Here is a 24193-nt window from a genome sequence, read left to right on the forward strand (position 1 = left end):
CCCTCCTTTACTATGGAAACGGGTGCGGATTTGGATTTAATTGTTCATTTGTTAACGGTTCAGTGCTATATCCAAGTGTCATCGGTACGGTATAGACTCTATCTAATCCTGTAACACGAGTAAGGTGATGGCCGAATGTCATCGGTAACATGCCTGGAATAATGACTTTTACACAGTGTAGTCCGTTCTTTTCTATAAGGGGAACGGTTTGATCTACAACGATTATTTCAAGATTAGATTGATGCAAACGATTTAAAAGTTGGTGGAGATCGGATGTTAAATCCATATCAAATGACTGTGATACATTCATTTCTTGGAACGTTTGCACCGGTGCATCTTCTCGTAAAAGGAAGTGAAGACGTTCTTCCGTTTCTTTCAATCCATACAGCATACTATGGTCTTCCATTTTATTAACGAAATAAGGATCTTGTAAGCATTTTTCATAGTATTCTCTTTTGTGCTCGAGCTCATCGTCTGTTATAAGTAACATGCCTGCTATTTCTTGAATGGCACTTTTTAAAGCTCGAATAGGATCTAAATGAGCGCCTCCCGCACAAACAACGTTCATTCCATTTTCACGTGTATTTTTTGCAATTACCCATAAGCTCGGGATGCCGTGTTCCATCGTCGCATTAAAAGCGTGTAATTCATATCCAGTAATCGTACGTAACCGCTGAATCATTAATTGTAATTCTGTATCATTTGCTGAACTCAGATCAAGGCGGGGAAGAGGTAATTCGGCATACCAAGTGAGTAAGAAGGCATCACGCTCTACAATTTCTAAAATGCCGTGAAAAATCGCTTCTTCTAAACTACCGCCAATTGCACATCCATTTGATGTTTCATACACGAAAGCATCTCGATGACCGAGGCTATAATAAGCAATTGATTCAGGAACTAAAAGCGGTCTGTTTTGTGATAAAGAATATCCCCATACCCAGTTTTGCTCATAATCAGGATCAAACGGCTTAAATGGAAAATTATCACGATTGTAATGTTCATTTGTATGTACACCGAGTGTGAGGGGATTTAGTGCATGTTCCTCTAAATCATGAAAACTACCATGCACATTTGTCTTTTTCCCGCGAGGCGACATACCGCAATATCGTTCTAAACCTTCTAAAATAGCAGTTGCTTCACTCACTGCAAATGAATGAGTTCGGCCTGCAACACCTTCATTTCCAAACATTAATGGCATGTTTATAATGACGTCAGCAAATGGCAATAAAGAATGCTGCATTTTGCCGTTCAACATACCGATCCGATAATCTAAATAGTCTTTCGTTAAAAATGTGTTTAATTCATGAATGGAACGGCAGCGATACGTTTCGGTGCTTACTTTTAAACTCGGTTGTAAAGAAACTTCCGCCGCATCCGCAGTATCATCAGGTAAATTGCTACATACAGGACAGAGAGGATCTGGAAGAAAAGAATGCCGCGTACATTGTAATGTTTGTAAGTTTAGTAAAATAAGTTCATTTTCTAAAGAAGAATGGTTATGAGTTAATATTTTTTCTGTTTCTGCGCAAATAAGATGGCACATTTGTAACATTCCATTTTGGGTGGCACGTACATCACGCCTCGTTCCATTTTCGGCTTTAAAGGCATATTTCCGCTGTAGTTCCCACATTTCTTTTTGATCAAAGCCAGCGATAAAACGGCGTCCATCAGAACAATGGGAACATCCGGGCGTAAGAGGATGAATGTAAGGACCGATAATACCTTCGCCAAATGAAGTGAAACCACGAAGCCACGGAATATGATTTGAGCGAAAAATAAGTTCGGCATCATGATGAATAGTAGAAGGAGATCCGTCATGTAATACGAGAGCGAGATGAATATTTTCAGGGAGTTCTTCTGTAAGGGTATGTTGACGAATGATGGAATATTGTTCGCATAATTGATCATGTACATAGTCTGCAAGTAGGCCATCTCCTATAAGCAATATATTTTGAATCATAAACCGTCCTCCTTTGCAATTAATACTCCGTACACACCGTCTAAGTTTTCTTTCAAAAATGGTTCAATCGCTAAATCAAATACGAATGGATAAAAATTATGTTCTTCTAAATGTTGTAAGGCGAGTTGCAAAGATTGTACGCTTGGAATTTCTTCTTCCGCTTGTATTTCCACCCTAAAAGAATCAGTGTCATATAAAATAATAGATGAGTCATACAAAATATTAGCTCTGTAAGGAATTTCTTCATTTTGAACGTGAAAGAGTGATAGTTGTAGTGCGTTTCGTAACGCTAACGTCATATTAATATTAGATGCACCGTACCATCTATCATTTATACCAACCCAAACGGCTGGAAAACTGAGAATCTCTTCACTCATTGCGATTTTAGGTGTTTCATGAATTGTAGAGAGAGCTTCGTAATAAAATCTACAATGTTTATCGTGAATATCAGTTAAATCAATCGTTGTAAGTTCTTCTAGCATATGTGACTGCCGCTCATACAATTTATTGTTTAAATGTTGCTGTAGTGCCCGGTAAAATCCTTCTGTCATCGTTTCTCCAGCACCGATACCGATATCGTTATGTTCAGGAATAAGGCGGTGAATGATTTCTGCTACATATGTTTCAATTCCTGTTAAACCGGCTTCTCGGCGTGCTTCATTATGAGTCAATCCACTGCAAGTCATAAGAGGCAGAAGGTGAGCTGGGCCATCTGATAGTGGAGTGGCTACTTGAATATAGCACTGTGATAACGGTAATTGATATGAATCTTGTTCATCCCATACATGGAATATACCGGCTTCTTTAGAAGTTAATGAGTCAAAAAATCGGAATACATCAGTTGAAGTATGTTGGTTCGACCGATGCTCAAGTTTTTCAGAAAGATTTTCTATCGTATCAATTGTAAAACTTTCATCAGTTGCAAGAGGATGTTTTATAAAAGAATGCCACGTTCCTTCAAGTGTTTCATAGTTTAATAAAAAGAATTGTGCTTCTTTTTCCCGATGTGAATCATCTGCGACATGCTTAAATAATTCAAAAACGATTACATTTGTTAACATTGCAGATGTAATTGGTGAGAAGGAATCAGATGAATTTTCATTTTGTAAATTCGTTTCATGTAGTCGATGCCATGCGGATTCCCAGCATTCATCACGATTTTCCGTTACGACAGGCCCAGCTATACCGAGTGTAGATAAACAAATAGCTGGTATGAAATTCTTTTTCGTTTCTCTACAAATAGTGTGAACTGTTTGTAAACCATCAATGTCTCCATTTTGGGAAACATATAAAATCCAATCAAAAGGTTCGAACACTTCATGCAAGGGACGGTCAATTGTAGTATCGATTTCTTGAAGGAGTACACTGTTATCAACTTCATATGCACGTTCTATTAGCTCATGTATTCTGTCATAGTTTGTTTCATCCCGATCTGTAACGAGGTAATGAAATGTAGGTAAACCAGATTCTAATAAAGAAGAAACTAAAGAAGTAAGCATATCCCCAGAACCAAGTACAAGTACATTTGCCCCGCGGTACGTTTCGAATTTTAAAGCACCTGAATGAGAATCAGCTTCTAAAAATTCAATTTGTGAAGCATATCTGTCGAGTAATGTACTGTTTAATTCATGAGGTGCATCTTGATTTGCATCACGAACGAAACCATTTTCATATAAAACCTCTCCAATTTCAAATACACGATTTTGATAGGGGAGAGGGAGTCCATCAGTTATTTCTGCTAAAGAATAATTACCGTTAAACATGGGCATTAATTTTTCAATCCAGTCATAAATTCCATCACCGTCCATGCGAAATGAACTGGCGTTATTTCGAAAATAGACACCCCCGTTTGAATCGGGGAGGAAGAAAGTGTCCTTATTTACTTTAAGTTTTGCATGAATTGGAAGGTTATTCATTTTAATCCTCCTTACGTTTAGGCATACATTATTACTTTATGTCATGAAATTTGTCCCGTATGAACACAATAAAAAAAGGCTGTAGAATGATTCATTCTACAGCCTTTAATAGATTTTAATCTATCAACCTTCTAATAATAATGACTTTGGATCTTCAAGCATATCTTTAACAGCAACAAGGAAGCTAACTGCTTCTTTACCATCAACAATACGGTGATCGTAAGATAAAGCAATGTACATCATTGGGCGGTTTTCCATACGCTCGTTATCAATTGCAACTGGGCGTACTTGGATTTTATGCATTCCTAAAATACCAACTTGAGGGCTATTTAGGATTGGTGTTGACATTAGAGAACCGAATACACCACCGTTTGTAATTGTAAATGTACCACCTTGTAGTTCTTTTAATGAAAGTTTGTTATCGCGTGCTTTCATACCTAAATTACGAATTTCACTTTCGATTTCAGCGAAGTTTAATTGGTTAGCATCGCGTACAACTGGAACAACTAATCCATCTGGAGCTGCTACTGCAATACCGATATCATAGAATTTTTTGATGATAAGCTCGTCACCTTGAATTTCAGCATTTAATAATGGGAATTGTTTTAATGCTGCAACAACTGCTTTTGTGAAGAATGACATGAAGCCAAGACGTACATCATGTTTTTTCTCGAAAGCATCTTTGCGTTCTTTACGTAATTCCATGATCGCGCTCATATCAACTTCGTTAAATGTTGTTAACATTGCAGATGTTTGTTGAACTTCTACAAGACGTTTTGCAATTGTTTGACGGCGGCGGGACATTTTCACGCGCTCAACTGGTTTTTCGAATTCAGTTTTTGCAACTGGAGCAGGAGCTGGGCTCTTTGGAGCAGCTGGTGCTTCTTTTGGTGCTGCAGCATGAGCTTGTACATCATGTGGTCTCACGCGTCCAAGTGGATCTGTGCTACGTACGTCGTTTAAGTCGATTCCTAATTCACGAGCCATTTTTCTAGCAGCTGGTGATGCGATAGGACGGTTCGTATTTGGTAAGCCTTGTAGACCCGTAGTTTGTTCAGCATTTGGAGCCGCAGCTTTCGGTGCTTCAGCTGTTTCTTGTTTTGGTTGCTCAGCAGCTGGAGCAGGTGTACTTACTGCAACTGGTGCTCCATTAGCATCTAAAATTGCGATAGTTGCGCCAACTTCAACTGTATCCCCAGGTTCGCCTAGTAACTTCGATACAATACCTGAATCTTCTGCAATGATTTCTACATTGACTTTATCAGTTTCAAGCTCAACAACGCTGCCACCTTTCTCAACTTTGTCGCCTACGTTGATAAGCCATTGTGAAATAGTTCCTTCGGTAATAGATTCTGCAAGCTCAGGTACTTTAATTTCGATCATTTTAAATGTCCTCCCCTTATTTGCCTAACGGTGTGTTTTTTCTTCTTTTGTCTTCGGTAATCTCCATTTGTTAGCCTGGCCTTGGGCAGATATTCTGCCCAAGGAACAAGCTAGAAACCTTCATTGTTACTTTTTAGTTGCTGTAAACTTCAATTTCTTGTTTATCTTGACGGAAGTTATACTTCACATCTAAAGCATGTGCAACAATTAGTTCTTGCTCAGCTTTGTGAGCGAATGGATCGCCTCCAGATGGACTAGAGCGATCAGGACGTCCAATGTAACCTGTTTTCACTTTATCTCCAGCAAGTTCGAACAGAATTGGAGCCATGTAATGCCATGCGCCCATATTACGAGGTTCTTCTTGAACCCAAATGATTTCTTCTAAGTTTTTAAAGCGTTTAATAATAGATTGAACTTTCTCAGCAGGGAATGGGTACAATTGCTCAATACGAACGACATGAACTTCGTCTAAGTTGTACTCATGTTTACCAGACTCGATTTCTGCTGCTAAGTCAATCGCCATTTTACCTGTACTTAAAACAAGACGTTTTACTTTATTTGGTTTCATACCAAGGTTTTCTTGTTCTAAAGCAGGTTGGAATCGTCCTTCGCTTAACTGACTAGCAGTTGAAAGCGTAAGTGGGTGACGTAATAAACTCTTCGGCGTCATCAGTACTAATGGTCGAACAGCTTCTGTTCCTAAGATAGATGCTTGACGACGCAGGATATGGAAGTATTGTGCCGCGCTCGTTAAGTTTGCAACTGTCCAGTTATTCTCAGCAGCTAACTGTAAGAAACGCTCTGGACGTGCACTAGAGTGCTCTGGTCCTTGACCTTCATAACCGTGTGGTAATAGAAGAACTAAACCAGATTTTTGACCCCATTTTGCTCTTCCAGCTGAAACATATTGATCAAATAATGCTTGCGCAGTATTTGAGAAGTCACCATATTGCGCTTCCCACATAACAAGAGTTTCTGGAGCGAATACGTTATAACCATATTCGTAACCAACAACAGCAGCCTCTGATAACGGACTGTTATGAACAGAGAACGAAGCATTAATGTTTGGTAAACGGTGTAATGGTGAATATGTTTCGTTTGTATCAGTATCGTGTAATACGATATGACGGTGTGCGAATGTACCACGCTGTGAATCTTGACCAGTTAAACGAATTGGCGTACCTTCTTGTAAAATAGAAGCGAATGCTAACGACTCAGCAAGTGCCCATTCAATTTTACCGTTCTCTTCAAGAGCATCTTTACGGCGCTCAAGAATTTTCTTCACTTTTGGATATACGTTAAATCCTTCTGGCCAAGATAGTAGACCTTCATTAATTGCACGAAGTGAGTCAATCTCAACACCAGTATCGATTGGTTGAATACCTTTTGCAACAACATCTGGCACTTTAACGTGAATTGTTGCATCACCCGTATCAGCTGGTGGTACTTGTGCATAGTCGGATTTTAATTGCTCTTGTATAAACTGCGTAATTGTTTCAACTTCATCTGCATTTAGAACATCAGCAGCTTGTAATTGATCTGCATAAATTGCTCTTACAGTTGGGTGATTTTTAATTTTTTTGTACACTTGTGGTTGCGTAACTGCTGGGTCATCCATTTCGTTATGACCGTAGCGGCGGTAACCGATTAAATCGATTAAGAAGTCTTTTTTGAACAACATGCGATATTGAATCGCAAGGTTAGCAGCAGCAAGACAAGCTTCCGGATCATCAGCGTTCACGTGAACAATAGGAATATCGAAACCTTTTGCAAGGTCACTTGAATATTTCGTAGAACGAGAATCATAACTATCAGTCGTAAAACCAACTGCATTGTTTGCGATAACATGAATCGTTCCGCCTGTTTGATACGCGTTCAATCTGCTTAAGTTGAGTGTCTCAGATACAATACCTTGACCAGGGAATGCAGCATCACCATGAACTAAAATTACGAATGATTTTGAAGTATCTTGATCTGGAAGACCAGATTTTTTACGATTCTCTTGAGCAGCACGTGCGAAACCTTCTACTACAGGATTCACGAACTCAAGATGACTCGGGTTATTTGCTAATGTCACGCGAGTGCTAACTTCTTCGTTACTAACGACTTGTTCTCTACCTAGGTGGTATTTTACGTCGCCAGTCCAGCCAGAATTGGCTACTGCGCCTTCTATTTTTGCATGTTTGAACTCAGCAAACATGTGACTATATGGTTTTTCTAATACGTGAGCAAGTACGCTTAGACGACCGCGGTGAGCCATACCAATCATGACATCCTCTACGCCGTTCTTAGCACCTTCTAGAACAATTTCATCTAAAACAGGTACAAGCATATCAACGCCCTCGATAGAGAAACGTTTTTGCCCAACGAATGTTTTATGCAAGAATTGCTCGAAACCTTCAACAGCTGTTAAACGTTTTAAAAGAGCAGTTCGTTTTTTATTTGATAGTGGTTGACGCAATGAATTTGATTCCACCATTTGATGCAACCACGCGCGTTCTTCACTATCTTGTATATGAGAAAATTCATAAGCTAAAGATTTTGTATAAACGTCTTTTAATCTATGAATCACATCAAGTGCAGTGTGAATACCTTCTGGTGCATCTTGCCATACTGTTTTCGCTGGAATCGCTTTCAAGTCAGCATCGCTCAGTTCACTCATTGCTTTCTCAAGAAGTGATTGTCCATTTGCAGCATCTTCCATCGGGTTAATGTGAGCCAACGTGTGCCCGAAAGAACGAATTTGCTCAACAAGTTGAACGACTTTAAGAATTTTTTCAATGTTACCTGTGTTTTGAGGAGAAAAATGTGTTGCTGTGTTGTCCCCTGTTACGACATCATCTTGAAACGAAGGAGCTCCAAAAATTTCAAAAAGCTCTTGTAATTCCGGATCAACAGAACCTGCTCCAGTTACGTAAAGATCATACTGCTCAATAACATAACCAAGGTTCGGACCGTGGAACTTGGCCCAAGGGTTTGTCGTTGTATTCTTCCTCGTCATTTGTTTAAACCTCCCAATGCATATAATCCTTTTCCATACAAAGGTGCATTTTGCTCTTTTTCAATAAGTAATGAATCAATAATCAATGTAAATGTTTTCTTTACTCTTATGTTATTACAATAATTTACATAATACCAAACACTATTACTTATCTGTTTTGTAAAAAAACATTCACAATAACTTATCACCCAAGTTAATCTTTCACTTTATAAAGTAATTTTACAGAAAAATGGGGTGGATATATTTGGTATGCCTATACTAATAGCTATAATTGTTGCATTTAAATATAGGTATAATAGTTAGAATGTTTTGATGAAATTTAGTTTGAATTATGTATATTGAAATAATAAGCGCTTTCATAGATATTATACAACAATATAACGGAATATAGTATAAAAAATAAAAAATTATGAATTTATCGTAAACTTTATTTCGATAGTGTTAAATATCGAAAGGAAAATGAAGGATTTCTACAAAAAAAGTTGCTAAACATAAAAAATGGTTCATAACCCGTTAGTTTCTATAAATATGCCAAAAAACACCGTAAAACCAATAACACATTTCATCTAATAAAGAAGAGAATGAAATATTTTAAAAGGATAAAACAAATATGAAGATATTAAATTTTAAAAAAGGTGAGGAGGAAATATAGTAACGATTACATACAGTGTTCCATGTTTTATTACAAAATAGACGTGCTCAAATCGAACAAGTTTCTTCTATATAAATAGAGTGAAAAATGATTGGAATAAATGTAAAGGAACCTTGACGTAAAGTTTACTTTACATATATACTCGATATATGGAAGGAGGGAGAAATTTCCTTGGAAAATAAAATGGTCGAATACCGAAAAAAATTTGGACTATCTCAAGAAAAGTTGGCTGAGAAACTTGGAGTTTCCAGACAAACCATCATTTCAATTGAAAAGGGGAAATACGATCCATCACTTCCGCTAGCATTTGAAATAGCGAAAACATTTCAGACAACGATAGAACATGTATTTATTTATGAAGGAAAAGAAGAGGGGGAATAGGGATGAATTATTCACAAAAGTACTTTGTAATTATGGGGATTATTTTTCTATTTATGAGTGGATTTATGATATTAACAGGTATAATGACGCATTCTGCACCGCCAGCTATAACGTATCCATTGCTTGGGATGATGATTATGAGTTTCTGTCTAAGCTACTTGCACCCGCAATTTAAAGAAAAAGACGAGCGAATGAAACTTATTCGTTATAAAGGAATGTTTGTAACCTTTTTTGCATTAACAGCATATTATCTTCTTTTCTCTATCGGCTTAAACTTAAAAATACTTACACTATCTGCTACTGAATTATTGAATATACTTATGGCACTTACGATGAGTACCGTTTTTATCTCATTTGTTGTTTTGGCAAAAAGATATTAAGATGGAAGAGAGAGAGGAAGATTAACATATGCAAATGATGTATGCTTTTGGCATTGGGCTTGTATTATTTTTAGCAGTATTCTTATTTATTCGTAAAGACGTTCAAGGCGGGACGTTAACGAAAAGAGGCTTTTATAAAATGATCGGCTGTTTAGTTGTTATGTTTATTGCGATTATTGTAATGATTGTTTTAATAAGTCGGTCACTATAGAATGTAAAAACGGAACCTTACTGCGGTAAGGTTTTTTTATTGTTAAACCTAAAAATTACCACTAAATCCATTTACTATAAATAACTTATATTATATAATCCAATGAAATGATAGATAAGGAGTGTAGTATATGAATAAAAAAACTATCTTCTATTTATTAACTTGTCTACTACTTGTAGCTAGTACTGCTTATTATAATATGTAACAAACGAGAACAAGTGCCACCTATATTAGTATGGGACGAACAAGAATACTATGTTACGAATGAACCTGCCAAAGTAGAAGAAGTTGGGCAAAAACTTGGCGAAGTAACAAAGAAAATTAAAACAAGTAAAAAACCTACTAAAAATAAAGAATCTAATACATTACAAGAGAAAACAGAAGTATTCACAATGATTGAGGAAGAAAAAAGTGATTACCCGCCTTTAATCATAAAGGAAGCTTATAGTGATAAATATAGGGTAGTGAGGCCGATGTTGAAGCAAGTATTATGATGAAAAGGAGATTCATATGCAGACAGTAATTTCGTATCCGTGGGTGTTAAGAAAAATATTTGTCTTTTTCCTCCTATCGGTGCTGTTTACATTTTGATGAATAGAGGAGCGATACAAAAGAGAGATTTTATATTTATTATTTGCTGCTATGAATATATCACTTTGGTTATTGCTTATGATTTTTGATTGGAGTATGTGGATGGTAGTAGGGCATTATTTGTTTGGAGCAGTTGTTATTGTTTTTTCGAATATGAATAAGAGCTAAGCCAGCAACCTTAAAGTTGCTGGTTTTTATTTTGCTATTTATAATGAAGAAACAAATTTTTAATAGAGAGTAGTGGGCGTTATGAGATGGAAAGAGGGAACGTTTGAAAAAATAGACACGATTGACTCATCTGTTGAGCAACTTATAAACACGTTTAAGGAACAAAACTTAATTGGTGGAGCAATAATAAGCTGTTTTAAAGTGCATAACGAAAATTTTTTTAAAGAAATACCACATTCGAAAGATGGACATGAGCACTTCTTTAGAAGAATCTTCAACTCTTTAGATATAATTAATAACTTAGAAGAGTTAAAAATACATACATCAGACAAATATAAGTTTCGTTTTAAAGAGCAGCTGGCAGTTATGCTTGATGGTAGCATTGCTGCGCAAATTTTGTGGGGCGGAGCATATGAAGGGTTTAAGGAACGACCAGTTATCGCAAAACAATTAGCAGTCAATGTATGTCAATATATGTTCCAAGATCGATACGAAGATATTAAAGTGTTCGAAAGCTATCGCCCTTGGACAGATTGGTTTTACGATGTTGCGTGGGATGTTACTTGGATGGTGTTAGATAGTAGGGAACAGAAAATGTGGTTCATTTGTGCTACGGATACAGATTGATAGAAGAGGGACCTTGTAGGAATGCTGCAAGGTCCTTTATCTTTTGGGAATTAATAGAAAACGAATCATATAAATGCTATACTAAAAATGTTTGTAATGTCAGTTTCATAATATTGTATGATGCTGACTTACTAGAAAAGATAAGAGGAGAATGAACGTGCAAAAGATAAAGAAATTATTGCTATTAATGATGGTAGTAGGATTAACAGCAGGTGTTTTAGCAGGGTGTGCAAATCCGAAAGATACTACAGAAGAATTTTTAACAGCGATACAAAAAGGTGATGTAGAAAAGGCTCGTACATTTGTTGAGAGTGACAAGGAATTTAATAAACTAAATGAAAAAACAGATGATGCTGAGGCAAAAGCAATGCTAAGTGCAATTACAAAGAACTTTAAATTTGAAAAGATAGAAGAAGTATCGAAAAAGGAGGACAAAGCAGAAGTGAAAGTGAAAATTACATCTGCTGATCTATCCGTTGCTGTAACAAAAGCAGTGGGAGAAGTTATGCCAATGGCTTTCGCTAGCGCATTTAGCGAAGACAAAGAACAATCTGAAAAAGCGATCGAAAAAACAATGACCTCAACTATCATCAAAAACTTAACGGATAAAGATGCAGCAATGGCAACTCGCGAAGTTACCTTGAACTTAAAGAAAAACAAAGATGGCGATTATAAAATCGTTGCAGATGATAACTTGAAAGAAGTATTGTTTGCTAATGCGAAGTCGTTGGAGAAGATGTTTGGTGGAAAGTGATTGAATTAGATAAAAAGAGACACCATATCACGTAGAAGGTTGATATGGTGTCTCTTTTTTATGAACCTGGAGAGGTTTGAACGCACGAAGTTAATTATATAAATTAGATATTATGTTTTTTGAATTCAAGACATAAAGCTAGTTGTAACAGAGGAGGTACTGTATTCTATGTTTTCTTATGCGGATCCTGTAACGTAGAAAGGTAAAATTTCTGGACCAGATTTTAATTAGTGTTCCTTCAGCTTTAATGAGGAGGTGTACGAAGATGTTGTGACTATGCCTGCTGGATACTATTAATTGTGAAGTTAAATAAGACAACAATTTATTAGAGGAAGATTAGTTAGTTTAAGTATCAGATTTAGGTGTTTAACAGGGGTACTAATTAATTTCAGTTCTTCCATGAAAAATTATAGAAAAAGTATGGATAAACAAATTCTTGTTTTAAGTGAATTTTGTAAATGTGGGGGCTGCTTTAAATAAAGATGGTCAAACACTATGTAAATAATTGAGAGTATTAAAATATGCAGAATTGCATATTAAATATTTAAAATCTTATGCTAACCTTATAATGCGAAATATAACATTTGTTGGTAATGATTCATTTTTGAAAGATAAAAAATGAATCATTACAGTGGTATACAATTCACTGTCCTATAGCATAAACGATAATAACGAAAGCTATTTGAAGTCCATTGAAGGAAATAAGTTATTAAAAAAGATTCCTATAGGGAATTTGTTGAAAATTCAGATTCTACAAATGTCATCTTATTTTTAATGTCTTATAAGAGTGACGCCATTAAAGGGCAAAATATTGTAGTTGACTATGGATATACAATTGTATAAATAAATCATCTTGAGAATTAAGGGTGTGGATAATGAGTTTACTAATTAAAGATTTAACAAAGAAATTTGACGAGCATGTTGCAGTGGATAATTTGAATATCGAGATACCAAAAGGTGAAATATTTGGATTCTTGGGCGGGAATGGAGCAGGTAAAACGACTACATTTCGAATGATACTTGGACTTTTATCGAAATCAAGTGGGACCATTTCATGGAATGGTAAACCTATAAATTATGGTGTTACAGATAAAATTGGGTATTTACCAGAAGAACGTGGTCTTTATGCGAAAATGACTGTCAAAGAACAAGTTAACTTTTTTGCAAAATTAAAGAACATGAAAAGTAAAGATGCAGAAAAAGAACTTCACTATTGGCTGGAGCGTTTTAATATTACTGAGCATCTGAACAAAAAGGTAGGAGAACTTTCTAAAGGGAATCAGCAAAAAATCCAGCTGATAACAGCGATTATACATAAGCCTGAACTCTTAATTTTAGATGAACCATTTAGTGGTTTAGACCCAGTAAATGTTGAAATGTTAAAAGACGCTGTTCTTGATATGCAAAAACAAGGGTCGTCAATTCTTTTTAGTTCACATCGTATGGAACATGTGGAAGAGTTATGCCAACACATTTGTATTATGCACAAAGGTGTACCTGTTGTTCAGGGTGACATTGCCAAAATTAAAAGTGATTTTGGTAAAAAGAACGTTGTAATCATTGGCGATCATGACTTTGACCATTTGAAAGAAATAAAAGGTGTAGAAAGTATGAAGAAACGTAAAAATGCAGTTACTCTTAAAATTTCATATGAAGAAGTTTCACATGTTTTATTTAAAGAGATAACAAAATTAGGATATGTTAAAAAGTTTGCAGTAGAAGAGCCTACATTAAATGATATCTTTATTGCGAAAGTAGGTGCACAAAATGAGTAGTTTCTGGACAATTTTTTTACAAAACTATAAATCTAAAGTGAAATCAAAATCATATTTTGCTATTACAATAATAGTTTCTCTGTTAATTATAGGATTGATGAATTTTGACAAGATTTATAACTTGTTTGCAGGTAACGAGGACGATCAAGTTGTTGTTGTTACAGAAAAAGAAGAATTATATTCAACCATTCATCAAGTGTTTAAAAATGTCGATAGTAAGATACAAGTTAAACGTAGCACGGATAAACAAAAAGCAGAATCAGGTGTTAAAAATGGTGATTATACATATGCAATCGTTGTAGAGGAATTGAATAATAAACAATTAAAGGCTACGTATATAACTGAGACGGATGTAAATCAGCAAGATGTTAGCAAGGTTCAAACGATTTTATCTCAAATACAATCTTCTAACTTCGCCCAGCAATTGAATCTATCGCAAGATGAATTAAAGGTGTTAACAACGCCAGTAGAAATTCATACCAAAACGGTTTCAGATAAGGTTAAAGATGGAGAACATACTGAGGGTGTAGGGATTTTAATTAATGTCTTTATCATGCTAAATTATGTAATGATATTAATGTATGCTGCACAATTAGCAACAGATGTTGCAACAGAGAAATCTTCTCGTGTTATGGAGTTAGTTGTTTCAAGTATTTCGCCTGCCAAACATTTATATGCGAAGCTATTCTCGACATTATTGGCTGGTATTACGCAAATCATAATTTGGGGCTTGGTCGCAACTGTTGGATATAAAACAGCAATTAATGATTCGAAAAATGATATTTTAAATAGTATTGATTTAAATTCTGTTGCTCCAACTCTAGTGTTTTATGGGATTCTATTCTTCACATTAGGATTCTTATTATATGGCTCATTATCTTGTCTATTTGGCTCTATCATTACGCGTATAGAGGAATCTTCTCAAGCTGTTATGCCGCTGATGTTTATGTTACTTGCTGCTTTGTATATAGCGATTTATGGAATGTCAAACCCAAGCAGCATGGTTGTTACCATTACTAGTTATGTACCTTTCTTCACTCCTATTGTTATGCTTGTACGAATTGGATTCCTCAATATCCCAGTATGGGAGATTGCGCTTGCATTAGCAATTCTAATTGCAACAATATGTATGATGATTGGTTTAACGAGTCGTGTTTACCGCGGTGGCGTATTAATATATGGTAAAGGTGCATTTAGTAATATCAAAAAGGCAATCAAGTTAGGGCAAAAATAGGATTCGTCTATTCATTTTTAAACTTAAATTTACAAAGATCTGCATAGTTAAACTGTGTAGATCTTTTTTGTTGGGAAATTTATATAAATAAATATAAAAATTGCCGTATTAGGCTATTTTTCAAAGAGAATTTTAAAAAGCTCCCAAAAGAGAGTAAAGAATCGAGTTCTAGCGAACAACGTAGAGCGATGATTAATATAATTTATGTCTTTCTCCAAAATGGAGAAAAGAAGTAGGGAAAAATTTAGTTTTAATAATAATCATTTATTTGCTACATAAAGAAACCCCCTTGACTATCAAGGGGGTTTTCATATGACCCCGGAGAGGCTCGAACTCACGACCTCCACCCTGTCAAGGTGGCGCTCTCCCTGCTGAGCTACGGGATCCCAACTATAAATGTTACCATCAGCAATGTGTTTTCATTTCATTCGTGTAATTGGAGGATTTGTATAATTTATTGAATATTGTAACATTTGATGTATTCCTATAATAGCAACAAACTTTAATAGTGTAAAGATGTAATTTTCTGAATGTTATCATTCCAATTTGTATATAAAAAATAAGCCCCGAAGAGCTTATTTCAATAATAATAATATCACTGCAATTATCAATGATATCATCAAAAATACAAGTATAAATAATGGAGCTCGTTCATGAGCTATCTTCCTGTAAGTGTCATTGAAGCTGTATAAATTGTATCTACAGAACCGTCAGCATTTGTAATTTTAACTTTGTAACGATATTCCCCGTTTTCTGGAAGTTGTCCACCCCAACCAGTTGTATTGTAAAATTCTTCGTTTGTTCCAGCTGGTAATTCGGAGCCGAAATTGAAGTCAGTTTCATAGTAACCCCAGCCACTTGCCCATTTCTTTTCAATAGTTACACGATAGCGCACATCTTCAGCTCTATCATTTGTGATTTTTGCAATCATATTTTGGCCGTAGCTGTACTCTGTAGCGTGTAATTGAATTGTGAAACCATTCAACGTTTCGCTAGGACCACAAATATAACGACAGAACTCGCTTGCTCCGTCAGCATTTGCCTTCGGTGTATCAATGTTCATAGCTGTTAAACCGCCTAAAGTTAAAGCTCCTGTTAATAATACTTTACCAAATGCTTTCACTTAAAATTCCCCCTAAGTATATTTTCAATTCGTTCGATAGATATCACATTAAGTAGTTTTATAACATTAATCTAATCGAACACTTTTTTCCTCGAGTGCATTCGCTATGAATCTTTCATCTTGTAGTAATCTAATCTCTACATAAAATTTCATAGTTTTGATTCCATATATGTATCATGATTTACATAGAACAAATCTGTTAATACGTTTTGGTTAATTGCTTATCCCACCACTTTTTATTACCTTTTATTGGTAAAACATTGGTTTTATTATATACCATTATTATCTATTTACAAGAGAAAATAATCCTGTATGCAAAAATGCATAATAAAAACCACTACTTGTATTCTGAATTACAGAATACAAGTAGTGTTGGGTTTCAATTAATATTTAATTGGAACCTAATGCTAATTTTTTATGTTTAACAGTATACATATATCACTGTTTTTTTTAGTCATAATTGATAAAATTTGTTCAGGGGACGCTCTTCCTGTTGAGCTATGGGATCTTTAAAAGGGAAAGTATAAGCGATTATGAGAGTAATGTATGAAGGGATAATGATGAGAAGCGAATTTAGTAGAAAGTAGTCTTTGGATGTAGAGGTTATATTATTTCCGATACCAATCGAAAGGACCTTCATCACTCAAATCAACAAGAAAAGGGAAAAAGAAGTGTAAAGGTAAGCTTATAAGTTCTGGCATAGCGTTCACTGTTTTCTTTGATAGATATTGCCTCCCAAAACAATACGGACAATCTTTTTCAAATGCCAAGAGTATCGACCATACGTCTTTTACTTTCCATTTCGTTTTACAATACGTACAACGCGCCATTGAGTTCCTCCTCAGTTTAAGGTGTTTTCTAATATATTCTACTTTATTGTACGAAAGTCATTTGAATTTGATGTGGTAAAATGCAAAACAAGCCTAACCTCGTTCTACATTCAGGAAGGGGCTAGGCTTGTTTTAATTCCGTTCAAAGTCTCTTTGTATCAGGCTGTTTATACATTGCCTAGATAGCTTCGTGTTAAATTCGGGAGAATAATTTTTCCGTTTTTACTGTATTTTTCGAATAGCTCTGATAGGAGGAAAATAAAATTTTTATACTGTTCGTCATTTTCTTTCGGAGCATAAGATGCTGATAAATTCCTTCCCAAAAACCCTTCATAATCAAAAAGTAAATCATTTTGATATTCTTTAAAATCATACTTTCCATCTTTAAAAAAGTTGTTAAATACTTCTGGAGTTTCATCTATTCCACCGTTAAAGCCTTTAAAGTTTGGACAGGTTTTCTGGCAAATTTCTGCATTCTCTTTAATAAGTGGACTAGTTAAACCTCTACTATTCCAAACAAGTGCAACATTTGCTTTTTGTTTTAAAATTCGTTGGCATTCGATTTTGAAAGCCTCTTTATCAAACCAATGAAATGCTTGGGCAACAGTTACTAAATCTACACTATTTTCTTTTAAAGTGGTATTTTCAGCAGTTGCTTTTATGGATTGAAAACGAGAATATAGTTTTAACGATTGCTCAGCCATCTTTCTCATATCATCATTTGGCTCAACTCCAATAACATGTAAACCACTTTCAAGCAGCTGGTGGCTAAATATCCCCGTACCTGAACCAATATCAGCCACAATCCGATTTCCTTTCAGTTGGTTAGCTGAAAGCAAGTAATCAATATATTCATTAGGATAACTAGGGCGATATTTTGCATATATATCGGCCCTGTCAGTAAAATTTTCTGTTGTTTTCACAGTACTACCTTCTTTCTTACGATATTATGTACAGAAATAGAAATTAAATATGAATTCCGGCATCAGTCTCTAAGTCTACAACTTAAGAGTCCAGCTAAATAGAAAGCCTCAGTTTCTTTATTCAAATATCCTTTATCCGTTTAGTATACTATTTTAGATAATATCTTCCAAAAGACTAGAATGGCTTACTCAATTATGTTTTAAAGTGTATATTTTTATGGATTTATTTAATAATTTATGAGCGATTGTATGTCGTATTACGTTTACGTAGGTAAGAGATTTTCATTTTTGCTATTTAAATTGGCCAATATATCCTTTTTACAATTTACTGAAAATCATGTATAACAGAGATACATGATTATTTTATCTCGCTATTTGCGGGCAGTAAGATCCCTTACCTCGAAATTTAGCAAAAGTAAAGAAGTTAGGTTGGGGTCGGGATGGCCGTAAAAGTCCGATTGGTGAGGGTTGATGAAAGTTTCACTTTATAAATATTCAGAAGTAGAGGGAGAAAAGTTGTAATGGTAAGAAAAACGTTCAAGATGCGCGTGTCTAAAAATAGAACGATTTCGATTAATGGCTCGATTCTTGATGTGGATGTTACACATGATGAATTTTTACAAGAGTTTGTTGAGTGGGTTGATTCTAAAGGTTGGTCGTTTATGGGGATAACCGATGAGATTACGCCCGAGGAAGCTAGTCAAAAGTTAATAGATTCGTTGATAGATGAGAAGGATAAGAAAGAGTAATTCCTTCTTATTTTTATTGTATATTTATGTTCTTTATCGTAAAAATATGATATAGTAAAAAATAGTGAAAATTCTTCCAGTTTAATACAAATTACATATGATTGGTAGATTTCTTATTTTGTTAGAGGAGTAAATGGAAAAGGGAGAGTCATATGGTAAATTTTAAGAAAATTTTGGTTTTTATTACAGTTATTTGTTTGTTTTTGTTGACACCTATGACATTGCGTGCTGAGACGAATATTGGAGTAAATCCAGAACAAGTTGCACCACCACCTGCAGAAGGACCGAATGTTTTTAGTCAGTTTGCAACGACAATTGATGCGAAAACAGGAGATGTTATGTATGACAAAAACGCATATCACCGAGCATATCCTGCTAGTACGACGAAGGTGTTAACAGCGATTTTACTCATGGAGCATACAAAGCCAGAGGATCAATTTACATTTTCACAATTAGCATTAGATCAAGAGAAGAGTAATTATCAAATTGAGTTTCAACCTGGAGAGACAATTAATAGAAATACTGCGCTTATGATTTTAATGGTGCTGAGTGCGAATGATGTGTCGTATGCGATTGCGGAGCGGATTGGCGGGAGTGTTGAGAATTTCGCTAATATGATGAATGAGAAAGCGAAGCAATTAGGGGCGAAAGATAGCCACTTTGTAACACCGAATGGACTGCATGATCCGAACCATTATACGACGCCGTATGATATGGCTATGATTACGAAGGGTGTGCAAAAGTATCCTGAAATTTTACAAGCGATGAATACGAAAAGAACGACAGTTACGACGTCTAGGCAGACGGTGTCTATTTTTAATAAATCTAATTTTTTTGAAAATCCATATAGCATTGGCGGTAAGACAGGGTTTACGAATGAAGCGCGTAATACGCTTGTTTTATTAAATGAGAAAGATGGAAACCGTATTATAAGCGTAGTAATGGCTTCTCAAAGACCTGAAATTTATGAAGATTTGAAGCAGATGGCGGAATATTCTTTCGGTCAATTTACGAAGCAAATGGTGCTGGATAAACATAATTGGCATCAAAAAACAACATATTTAAATAAAGATGTTAATTCTGAGTTGGAACAAAGTGCGGAGCTTATGCTTAAGAAAGATGAAGGAAAAAATGTGAAAACTATTTTCCGGGCGGCTTCATTAGATAAAGAATCTTTATATCATAAAGGAATACATCGTGGTGAGGTAGTTGGTGCAGTTGATATTACGAAAAATAATCAAACAATTGCGACGGTAAATGTTCTTTCAACAGAAGATGTCACTTTTGCGATGCCTAAAAAAGATACAACTATGCCTGAAGTAAAAGACTCAAATGTTAAAGTAATAAGTGTTGGGATAGGTGCGATTGTATTATTTGGAGCAATTTTATATGTAGTGTTGCGCCGAAATACAAAAGGAATGAAATCAGAAGGTAAATAAATTACTAATAAAAAGATTGTGTGAAATTTTGGCACAGTCTTTTTTTTATACTTTAAATAACTAATAATTGTAAATTTTCTTATTGCAATAACTTAAAGTTCGTTATATCATTTACTTGTGTTCTTGTTAAAGAACGTAATGGATATTGCATACTTCAAATAATATAAAACAACGGAGAGGGAGAGAGACGATGAAATTAATTTGGAAGGTAATTAGCAACGCGATCTCATTTGTTTTATTTGCATTGATGGTTTTTTTAGCTTTTGTAGTTATTTCTTCAAAAGCGAGCGGTGGTGATCCGACAGTGATGGGATATCAATTTAAGAGCGTTCTTTCAGGATCAATGGAGCCGACGTTTTTAACAGGATCAATCATTGCAATAGAACCAAACAAAGATGGTTCTAAATATCAAAAAGGTGATGTTATTACCTTTAAAGAGAAAGATCAAAAAATTATCACTCACCGTATTATCGGTGTGAAAGATACAAATGGAAAAGTAATGTATGAAACAAAAGGGGATAACAACAACGGACCAGATTTAGAGCCAGTACTTGCAGAAAATGTAGTTGGAAAGTATGCAGATATTACAGTTCCGTACGTTGGTTATTTACTGAATTATGCGAATTCAAAAGCGGGAGCAGCATTACTTCTTATTATTCCAGGAGTCTTTTTACTTGGATATTCCGCGATTTCTATTTTTGGGGCTATTCGTAGCATTGACGGAGAAAAGAAAGATAAAAAAGTAGAACAATCCGTCTAGTTCGTTTGGTTATACTTTCCGTTTAGGAAGTTAACAAATATATATATATTAAGGGGATATGGACATGACTTTAAAGAAAAAATTAGGAATGGGTATTACATCAGCAGTACTAGGAGCAGCGTTAGTTGGTGGAGGAACATTTGCATTTTTCAGTGATAAAGAAGTGTCAAACAATACATTTGCGGCTGGGACACTGGATTTAGCATTAAATCCATCAACAGTTGTTAACGTATCGAATTTAAAACCTGGGGATACAATTGAAAAAGAATTTAAACTAGAAAATAAAGGCTCTTTAGATATTAAAAAGGTTTTACTGAAAACAGATTATAATGTAGAAGATGTAAAGAAAGATAATAAAGATGATTTTGGTAAACATATTAAAGTAACATTCTTAAAAAATGTAGATAAGCATGAGACAATTGTGAAACAAACCACTTTAGATAAATTAAAAGGTGACACACTTACAGCTGTAGATAATGATTTATCGGCTTGGTTCTGGGATGAAAAAGGTATTTCAGCAGGTAAATCTGATAAATTCAAAGTGAAATTTGAGTTCGTTGATAATGGAAAAGATCAAAATCAATTCCAAGGCGATAAGTTACAATTAAATTGGACGTTTGATGCACAACAAACAGCAGGTGAAGAAAGATAATAACAAAAAGGGCTATCACATGGATAGCCCTTTTTCTATTTTTCTAGTATTTGTCTATCAATTTTAATAGTTCTTTACTATAATATAGATAATGTTCTGTATAAAGAACGTAATGTTCGATGGGAGAGATTAAGATGCTGAAAAGACCGCGTAATTTTAAAAAGATGCTTATATTGCCGTGTATGTGTTCTATTACGTTTTATTTAGGATCTCAAATTATGACGCATACAGAAGCGGCGTTCATTCATGAAACGAAAGTAGAAGCGACGTTTTCTACAGCAATTATATTTCCGAAAACAGTTAATACGTTAAAAGAGCAATCTGAGAAACATAAACAGTTTATTGAGCGTGAGTATGGAACGATGAAGGGAAAATCGAAAGCAACTTCTATTGAAGAAATAAAACAGGCGATTTCTGTATGGCAACAAGGGCGTGAGAAAATTGTTGCTGAGAAGGAAGCCCTGCAAAATGTATATACTGAAATAGAAGCTCCTTACAATCAAATACAAGAAGAATTAAAGGTAAATAAAGATGAGTCGATGCAGCAAGTGTCCATATATGTAAATGAAGGCTTCCGCAGTATCAAAGAGAAGCGTGACTATATTGAGAAAGAAATTAGCTTGAAAGCTATTGATGAGCAAATTCAGGCTCTTCAGCAACAATTAAACATTGCAATTGAAGCGGAAGGACAAAAGAAAGCCGAAGAACAAAAGAAAGTAGAAGAACAGAAGAAAGCCGAAGAACAAAAGAAAGTAGAAGAACAAAAGAAAGTAGAAGAACAGAAGAAAGTAGAAGAACAGAAGAAAGTAGAAGAACAAAAGAAAGCCGAAGAACAGAAGAAAGTAGAAGAACAGAAGAAAGTAGAAGAACAAAAGAAAGCCGAAGAACAGAAGAAAGTAGAAGAACAGAAAAAAGTAGAAGAGCAAAAGAAAGCGGAAGAACAGAAAAAGCTAGAAGAGCAGAAGAAAGCGGAGTAACTGCTTTAGTGAAACAGTCAGAAAACAAGAATGTGGTGTAAGAGAGAGTGAACGAATAAGTAAGACTAGTAATATTTATACGAGTGTGAGGGAACGTTAGCCCTCACTTCTTTATTTTTCTTTTTTCTTATAGTATTAAATGATTTGAGTGTGAAAAAATAAATAAATTATCATTCTTTTTTCTGAAAAGTCTAAATAATATTGAGAAATAAAAATAACTGAAAATATTAATAAATATGTGTTGTGTTTATATAGGTTTGTTCGTTATAATGAACATGAGGTTTTTAAAAAAGAACACATATTAGCTAAGCTAATATAGTTTTCTTTACATCTCTTATTGAAAAATAAGTGATAAAAATATAAAAAAAAGCTAGGGGGAATTGATTGTGAGTCTGAAAAAGAAATTAGGTATGGGAGTTGCATCAGCAGCATTGGGGTTAGCTTTAATTGGTGGAGGAACATTTGCATTCTTTAGCGATAAAGAAGTATCAAACAATACATTTGCAGCTGGGACGTTAGACCTTACATTAAACCCTAAGACGCTTGTAGATATTAAAGATTTAAAACCAGGGGATTCTGTTAAGAAAGAGTTCTTATTACAAAACAGCGGTTCGTTAACTATTAAAGACGTTAAATTAGCAACAAAGTATACTGTTAAAGATGCAAAAGGTGATAATGCTGGTGAAGACTTTGGTAAGCACGTTAAAGTAAAATTCCTTTGGAACTGGGATAAACAAAGTGAGCCTGTATACGAAACAACTTTAGCAGACTTACAAAATGTGGATCCAGATCTTTTAGCTAAAGACATCTTTGCTCCTGAGTGGGGAGAAAAGGGTGGATTAGCAGCTGGTACAGAGGATTATCTATGGGTGCAATTTGAATTTGTAGATGACGGAAAAGACCAAAATATCTTCCAAGGTGATACATTGAATTTAGAATGGACATTCAATGCTAACCAAGAAGCTGGGGAAGAAAAATAATAAAAAAGCGGGTATTCCCGCTTTTTTTTATAAAGAAAAAGAAGTGCTGGTTGTAAGCACTTCTTTCTATTATTATTTTTGATTTTGCTTCCACTTTGTAAATTCAAGAAATTCACGAAATTGTTCTTTGGAGACACCAGAGTTCATTGCATCTTTAACGAGTTGTGTCCATTCGGAGTCTAGGTTAGTTTCCTTTGTTGTTTCATCATGAAGTAAAGTATCAACTGGAATTTGTAGAACTGCTGCGATTTTTTCAAGAAACTGAATGGAAGGGTTTTTTTGTAAATTTCGTTCTATAGAACTAATGTAAGATTTAGCAACGCCAGCTTTTTCGGCAAGTTCAGTTAATGAAATACCTTTTTGTAAACGAAGGCGTTTTATACGTTCTCCAATCATATTTGCGCACCTTTCTATCAATATGTAGTTGTCTTATGATGTCATTATTATAACATAAACTTCGTTAAAAAGAACAAACCTATTGAGCCTGACTGGATGGCTTCATACGTTGGAAAAATTGCTCAATGTCTTGCATGGCGATACCGGCATCTAGAGCTTCAAGTATTAAATCAATCCATTCTTGATCCAGTGCGTCTGTCTTATCTTTGTACAAATGTAATTCCTCCCTAATTATCGGTCATAATTGCTGCTACAGAATACATGATAATGCAATCGGATTTTGTGTTTTATATAGTGAATTATCAAATATTTTGTAGATGAAACAAAGATA

At 35.0% G+C, this 24193-nt stretch carries 22 protein-coding genes, 1 tRNA gene and 2 pseudogenes; 15 read left to right on the forward strand and 10 right to left on the reverse strand.

Translation table 11 applies throughout. The features are described from left to right. Window positions 1-10: 10 nt before the first annotated feature. The 4 genes from BM089_RS01860 to odhA all read right to left on the reverse strand — a co-directional run bounded on the left by BM089_RS01860 (window position 11) and on the right by odhA (window position 8260). Window positions 11-1960: a TOMM precursor leader peptide-binding protein gene (locus BM089_RS01860; protein WP_090975845.1), complete on the reverse strand. Its 1950-nt coding sequence runs from the start codon at window positions 1958-1960 to the stop codon at window positions 11-13. Next, complete coding sequence (locus BM089_RS01865) at window positions 1957-3876, reverse strand: putative thiazole-containing bacteriocin maturation protein (protein ID WP_089170637.1); 1920 nt, start codon at window positions 3874-3876, stop codon at window positions 1957-1959. Before BM089_RS01865 ends, BM089_RS01860 begins: the two co-directional genes overlap by 4 nt. 123 nt (window positions 3877-3999) lie before the next feature. After that, the gene (gene odhB, locus BM089_RS01870; protein WP_000569893.1) at window positions 4000-5259 is read right to left on the reverse strand and encodes a 2-oxoglutarate dehydrogenase complex dihydrolipoyllysine-residue succinyltransferase; all 1260 of its coding nucleotides are present in this window, start codon (window positions 5257-5259) and stop codon (window positions 4000-4002) included. Window positions 5260-5392: 133 nt separating this feature from the next. Further along, window positions 5393-8260 carry a 2-oxoglutarate dehydrogenase E1 component gene (gene odhA / locus BM089_RS01875; RefSeq protein WP_090975847.1) on the reverse strand — a complete coding sequence of 956 codons (2868 nt, stop codon included), beginning with the start codon at window positions 8258-8260 and terminating at the stop codon, window positions 5393-5395. Window positions 8261-9083: 823 nt separating this feature from the next. On the opposite strand from odhA, the gene BM089_RS01880 reads away from it, so the two are divergent. The 9 genes and pseudogenes from BM089_RS01880 (at window position 9084) to BM089_RS01920 (ending at window position 15033) form a co-directional block, all read left to right on the forward strand. After that, complete coding sequence (locus tag BM089_RS01880) at window positions 9084-9293, forward strand: helix-turn-helix transcriptional regulator (protein WP_000428506.1); 210 nt, start codon at window positions 9084-9086, stop codon at window positions 9291-9293. A 2-nt stretch (window positions 9294-9295) separates the two neighbouring features. Further along, on the forward strand, window positions 9296-9673 hold the full coding sequence (locus BM089_RS01885) for a hypothetical protein (protein ID WP_001109901.1): 378 nt from the start codon (window positions 9296-9298) through the stop codon (window positions 9671-9673). Between the two features lie 28 nt (window positions 9674-9701). After that, window positions 9702-9884 carry a DUF3976 domain-containing protein gene (locus BM089_RS01890; RefSeq protein WP_001178303.1) on the forward strand — a complete coding sequence of 61 codons (183 nt, stop codon included), beginning with the start codon at window positions 9702-9704 and terminating at the stop codon, window positions 9882-9884. Window positions 9885-10014: 130 nt separating this feature from the next. Further along, window positions 10015-10378, forward strand: a pseudogene (locus tag BM089_RS01895) (hypothetical protein). 16 nt (window positions 10379-10394) lie between these two features. Further along, window positions 10395-10643, forward strand: a pseudogene (locus tag BM089_RS31420) (hypothetical protein). 81 nt (window positions 10644-10724) lie between these two features. Then, entirely contained in the window at window positions 10725-11270 is a 546-nt protein-coding gene (locus BM089_RS01900; RefSeq protein WP_139213193.1) for a hypothetical protein, read from the forward strand. A 157-nt stretch (window positions 11271-11427) separates the two neighbouring features. Beyond that, a complete protein-coding gene (locus BM089_RS01905) occupies window positions 11428-12024 on the forward strand; it encodes a DUF4878 domain-containing protein (RefSeq protein WP_139213194.1) in 597 nt (198 codons plus the stop codon). Window positions 12025-12899: 875 nt separating this feature from the next. Then, window positions 12900-13799 carry an ABC transporter ATP-binding protein gene (locus tag BM089_RS01915; protein WP_090975856.1) on the forward strand — a complete coding sequence of 300 codons (900 nt, stop codon included), beginning with the start codon at window positions 12900-12902 and terminating at the stop codon, window positions 13797-13799. Next, a complete protein-coding gene (locus BM089_RS01920; RefSeq protein WP_090975858.1) occupies window positions 13792-15033 on the forward strand; it encodes an ABC transporter permease in 1242 nt (413 codons plus the stop codon). Before BM089_RS01915 ends, BM089_RS01920 begins: the two co-directional genes overlap by 8 nt. Window positions 15034-15346: 313 nt before the next feature. Here the strand turns inward: BM089_RS01920 and BM089_RS01925 are convergent. The 4 genes from BM089_RS01925 to BM089_RS01940 form a co-directional block, all read right to left on the reverse strand. Further along, window positions 15347-15419 (reverse strand) — tRNA-Val (locus tag BM089_RS01925). Window positions 15420-15691: 272 nt separating this feature from the next. Continuing rightward, a complete protein-coding gene (locus BM089_RS01930; RefSeq protein ID WP_090975860.1) occupies window positions 15692-16156 on the reverse strand; it encodes a hypothetical protein in 465 nt (154 codons plus the stop codon). A 608-nt stretch (window positions 16157-16764) separates the two neighbouring features. Then, window positions 16765-16986 (reverse strand): hypothetical protein, encoded by a 222-nt coding sequence (locus BM089_RS01935; protein ID WP_090975862.1) that lies wholly within the window; start codon window positions 16984-16986, stop codon window positions 16765-16767. A 167-nt stretch (window positions 16987-17153) separates the two neighbouring features. After that, window positions 17154-17909 (reverse strand): class I SAM-dependent methyltransferase, encoded by a 756-nt coding sequence (locus tag BM089_RS01940; RefSeq protein WP_090975864.1) that lies wholly within the window; start codon window positions 17907-17909, stop codon window positions 17154-17156. 521 nt (window positions 17910-18430) lie between these two features. Between BM089_RS01940 and BM089_RS01945 the strand changes: the two genes are divergently transcribed. The 6 genes from BM089_RS01945 (at window position 18431) to calY (ending at window position 23466) form a co-directional block, all read left to right on the forward strand. Continuing rightward, window positions 18431-18658, forward strand: a complete 228-nt coding sequence (locus BM089_RS01945) for a hypothetical protein (RefSeq protein ID WP_000251856.1) — start codon at window positions 18431-18433, stop codon at window positions 18656-18658. Window positions 18659-18810: 152 nt separating this feature from the next. Further along, window positions 18811-20097 carry a D-alanyl-D-alanine carboxypeptidase family protein gene (locus tag BM089_RS01950; RefSeq protein WP_016513126.1) on the forward strand — a complete coding sequence of 429 codons (1287 nt, stop codon included), beginning with the start codon at window positions 18811-18813 and terminating at the stop codon, window positions 20095-20097. A 190-nt stretch (window positions 20098-20287) separates the two neighbouring features. After that, window positions 20288-20857 (forward strand): signal peptidase I SipW, encoded by a 570-nt coding sequence (locus tag BM089_RS01955; RefSeq protein WP_000767802.1) that lies wholly within the window; start codon window positions 20288-20290, stop codon window positions 20855-20857. A 64-nt stretch (window positions 20858-20921) separates the two neighbouring features. Continuing rightward, window positions 20922-21509 (forward strand): CalY family protein, encoded by a 588-nt coding sequence (locus BM089_RS01960; protein ID WP_000172852.1) that lies wholly within the window; start codon window positions 20922-20924, stop codon window positions 21507-21509. Window positions 21510-21643: 134 nt separating this feature from the next. Then, window positions 21644-22486 carry a DUF4047 domain-containing protein gene (locus tag BM089_RS01965; protein WP_139213195.1) on the forward strand — a complete coding sequence of 281 codons (843 nt, stop codon included), beginning with the start codon at window positions 21644-21646 and terminating at the stop codon, window positions 22484-22486. Window positions 22487-22872: 386 nt separating this feature from the next. After that, entirely contained in the window at window positions 22873-23466 is a 594-nt protein-coding gene (gene calY / locus BM089_RS01970; RefSeq protein ID WP_000053715.1) for a biofilm matrix protein CalY, read from the forward strand. Window positions 23467-23538: 72 nt separating this feature from the next. Here the strand turns inward: calY and BM089_RS01975 are convergent, their stop codons facing one another. Then, window positions 23539-23862, reverse strand: a complete 324-nt coding sequence (locus BM089_RS01975) for a helix-turn-helix domain-containing protein (RefSeq protein ID WP_000578885.1) — start codon at window positions 23860-23862, stop codon at window positions 23539-23541. Window positions 23863-23941: 79 nt separating this feature from the next. Continuing rightward, complete coding sequence (locus tag BM089_RS01980) at window positions 23942-24076, reverse strand: anti-repressor SinI family protein (RefSeq protein ID WP_000276219.1); 135 nt, start codon at window positions 24074-24076, stop codon at window positions 23942-23944. Window positions 24077-24193 lie beyond the last annotated feature (117 nt).

The organism is Bacillus sp. 5mfcol3.1 (genome assembly GCF_900114335.1).
GTDB classification, from domain to species: Bacteria; Bacillota; Bacilli; order Bacillales; family Bacillaceae_G; genus Bacillus_A; species Bacillus_A thuringiensis_S.

Excerpts from the sequence above, each read along its gene's own strand:
- BM089_RS01945 (WP_000251856.1), top strand. The coding sequence starts at position 18,431 with ATGGTAAGAAAAACGTTCAAGATGCGCGTGTCTAAAAATAGAACGATT.
- odhB (WP_000569893.1), bottom strand. The coding sequence starts at position 5,259 with ATGATCGAAATTAAAGTACCTGAGCTTGCAGAATCTATTACCGAAGGA.
- BM089_RS01900 (WP_139213193.1), top strand. The coding sequence starts at position 10,725 with ATGAGATGGAAAGAGGGAACGTTTGAAAAAATAGACACGATTGACTCA.
- BM089_RS01920 (WP_090975858.1), top strand. The coding sequence starts at position 13,792 with ATGAGTAGTTTCTGGACAATTTTTTTACAAAACTATAAATCTAAAGTG.
- BM089_RS01950 (WP_016513126.1), top strand. The coding sequence starts at position 18,811 with ATGGTAAATTTTAAGAAAATTTTGGTTTTTATTACAGTTATTTGTTTG.
- BM089_RS01915 (WP_090975856.1), top strand. The coding sequence starts at position 12,900 with ATGAGTTTACTAATTAAAGATTTAACAAAGAAATTTGACGAGCATGTT.
- odhA (WP_090975847.1), bottom strand. The coding sequence starts at position 8,260 with ATGACGAGGAAGAATACAACGACAAACCCTTGGGCCAAGTTCCACGGT.
- BM089_RS01975 (WP_000578885.1), bottom strand. The coding sequence starts at position 23,862 with ATGATTGGAGAACGTATAAAACGCCTTCGTTTACAAAAAGGTATTTCA.
- BM089_RS01860 (WP_090975845.1), bottom strand. The coding sequence starts at position 1,960 with ATGATTCAAAATATATTGCTTATAGGAGATGGCCTACTTGCAGACTAT.
- BM089_RS01955 (WP_000767802.1), top strand. The coding sequence starts at position 20,288 with ATGAAATTAATTTGGAAGGTAATTAGCAACGCGATCTCATTTGTTTTA.
- BM089_RS01935 (WP_090975862.1), bottom strand. The coding sequence starts at position 16,986 with ATGGCGCGTTGTACGTATTGTAAAACGAAATGGAAAGTAAAAGACGTA.
- BM089_RS01865 (WP_089170637.1), bottom strand. The coding sequence starts at position 3,876 with ATGAATAACCTTCCAATTCATGCAAAACTTAAAGTAAATAAGGACACT.
- BM089_RS01960 (WP_000172852.1), top strand. The coding sequence starts at position 20,922 with ATGACTTTAAAGAAAAAATTAGGAATGGGTATTACATCAGCAGTACTA.
- BM089_RS01890 (WP_001178303.1), top strand. The coding sequence starts at position 9,702 with ATGCAAATGATGTATGCTTTTGGCATTGGGCTTGTATTATTTTTAGCA.
- BM089_RS01965 (WP_139213195.1), top strand. The coding sequence starts at position 21,644 with ATGCTGAAAAGACCGCGTAATTTTAAAAAGATGCTTATATTGCCGTGT.
- BM089_RS01885 (WP_001109901.1), top strand. The coding sequence starts at position 9,296 with ATGAATTATTCACAAAAGTACTTTGTAATTATGGGGATTATTTTTCTA.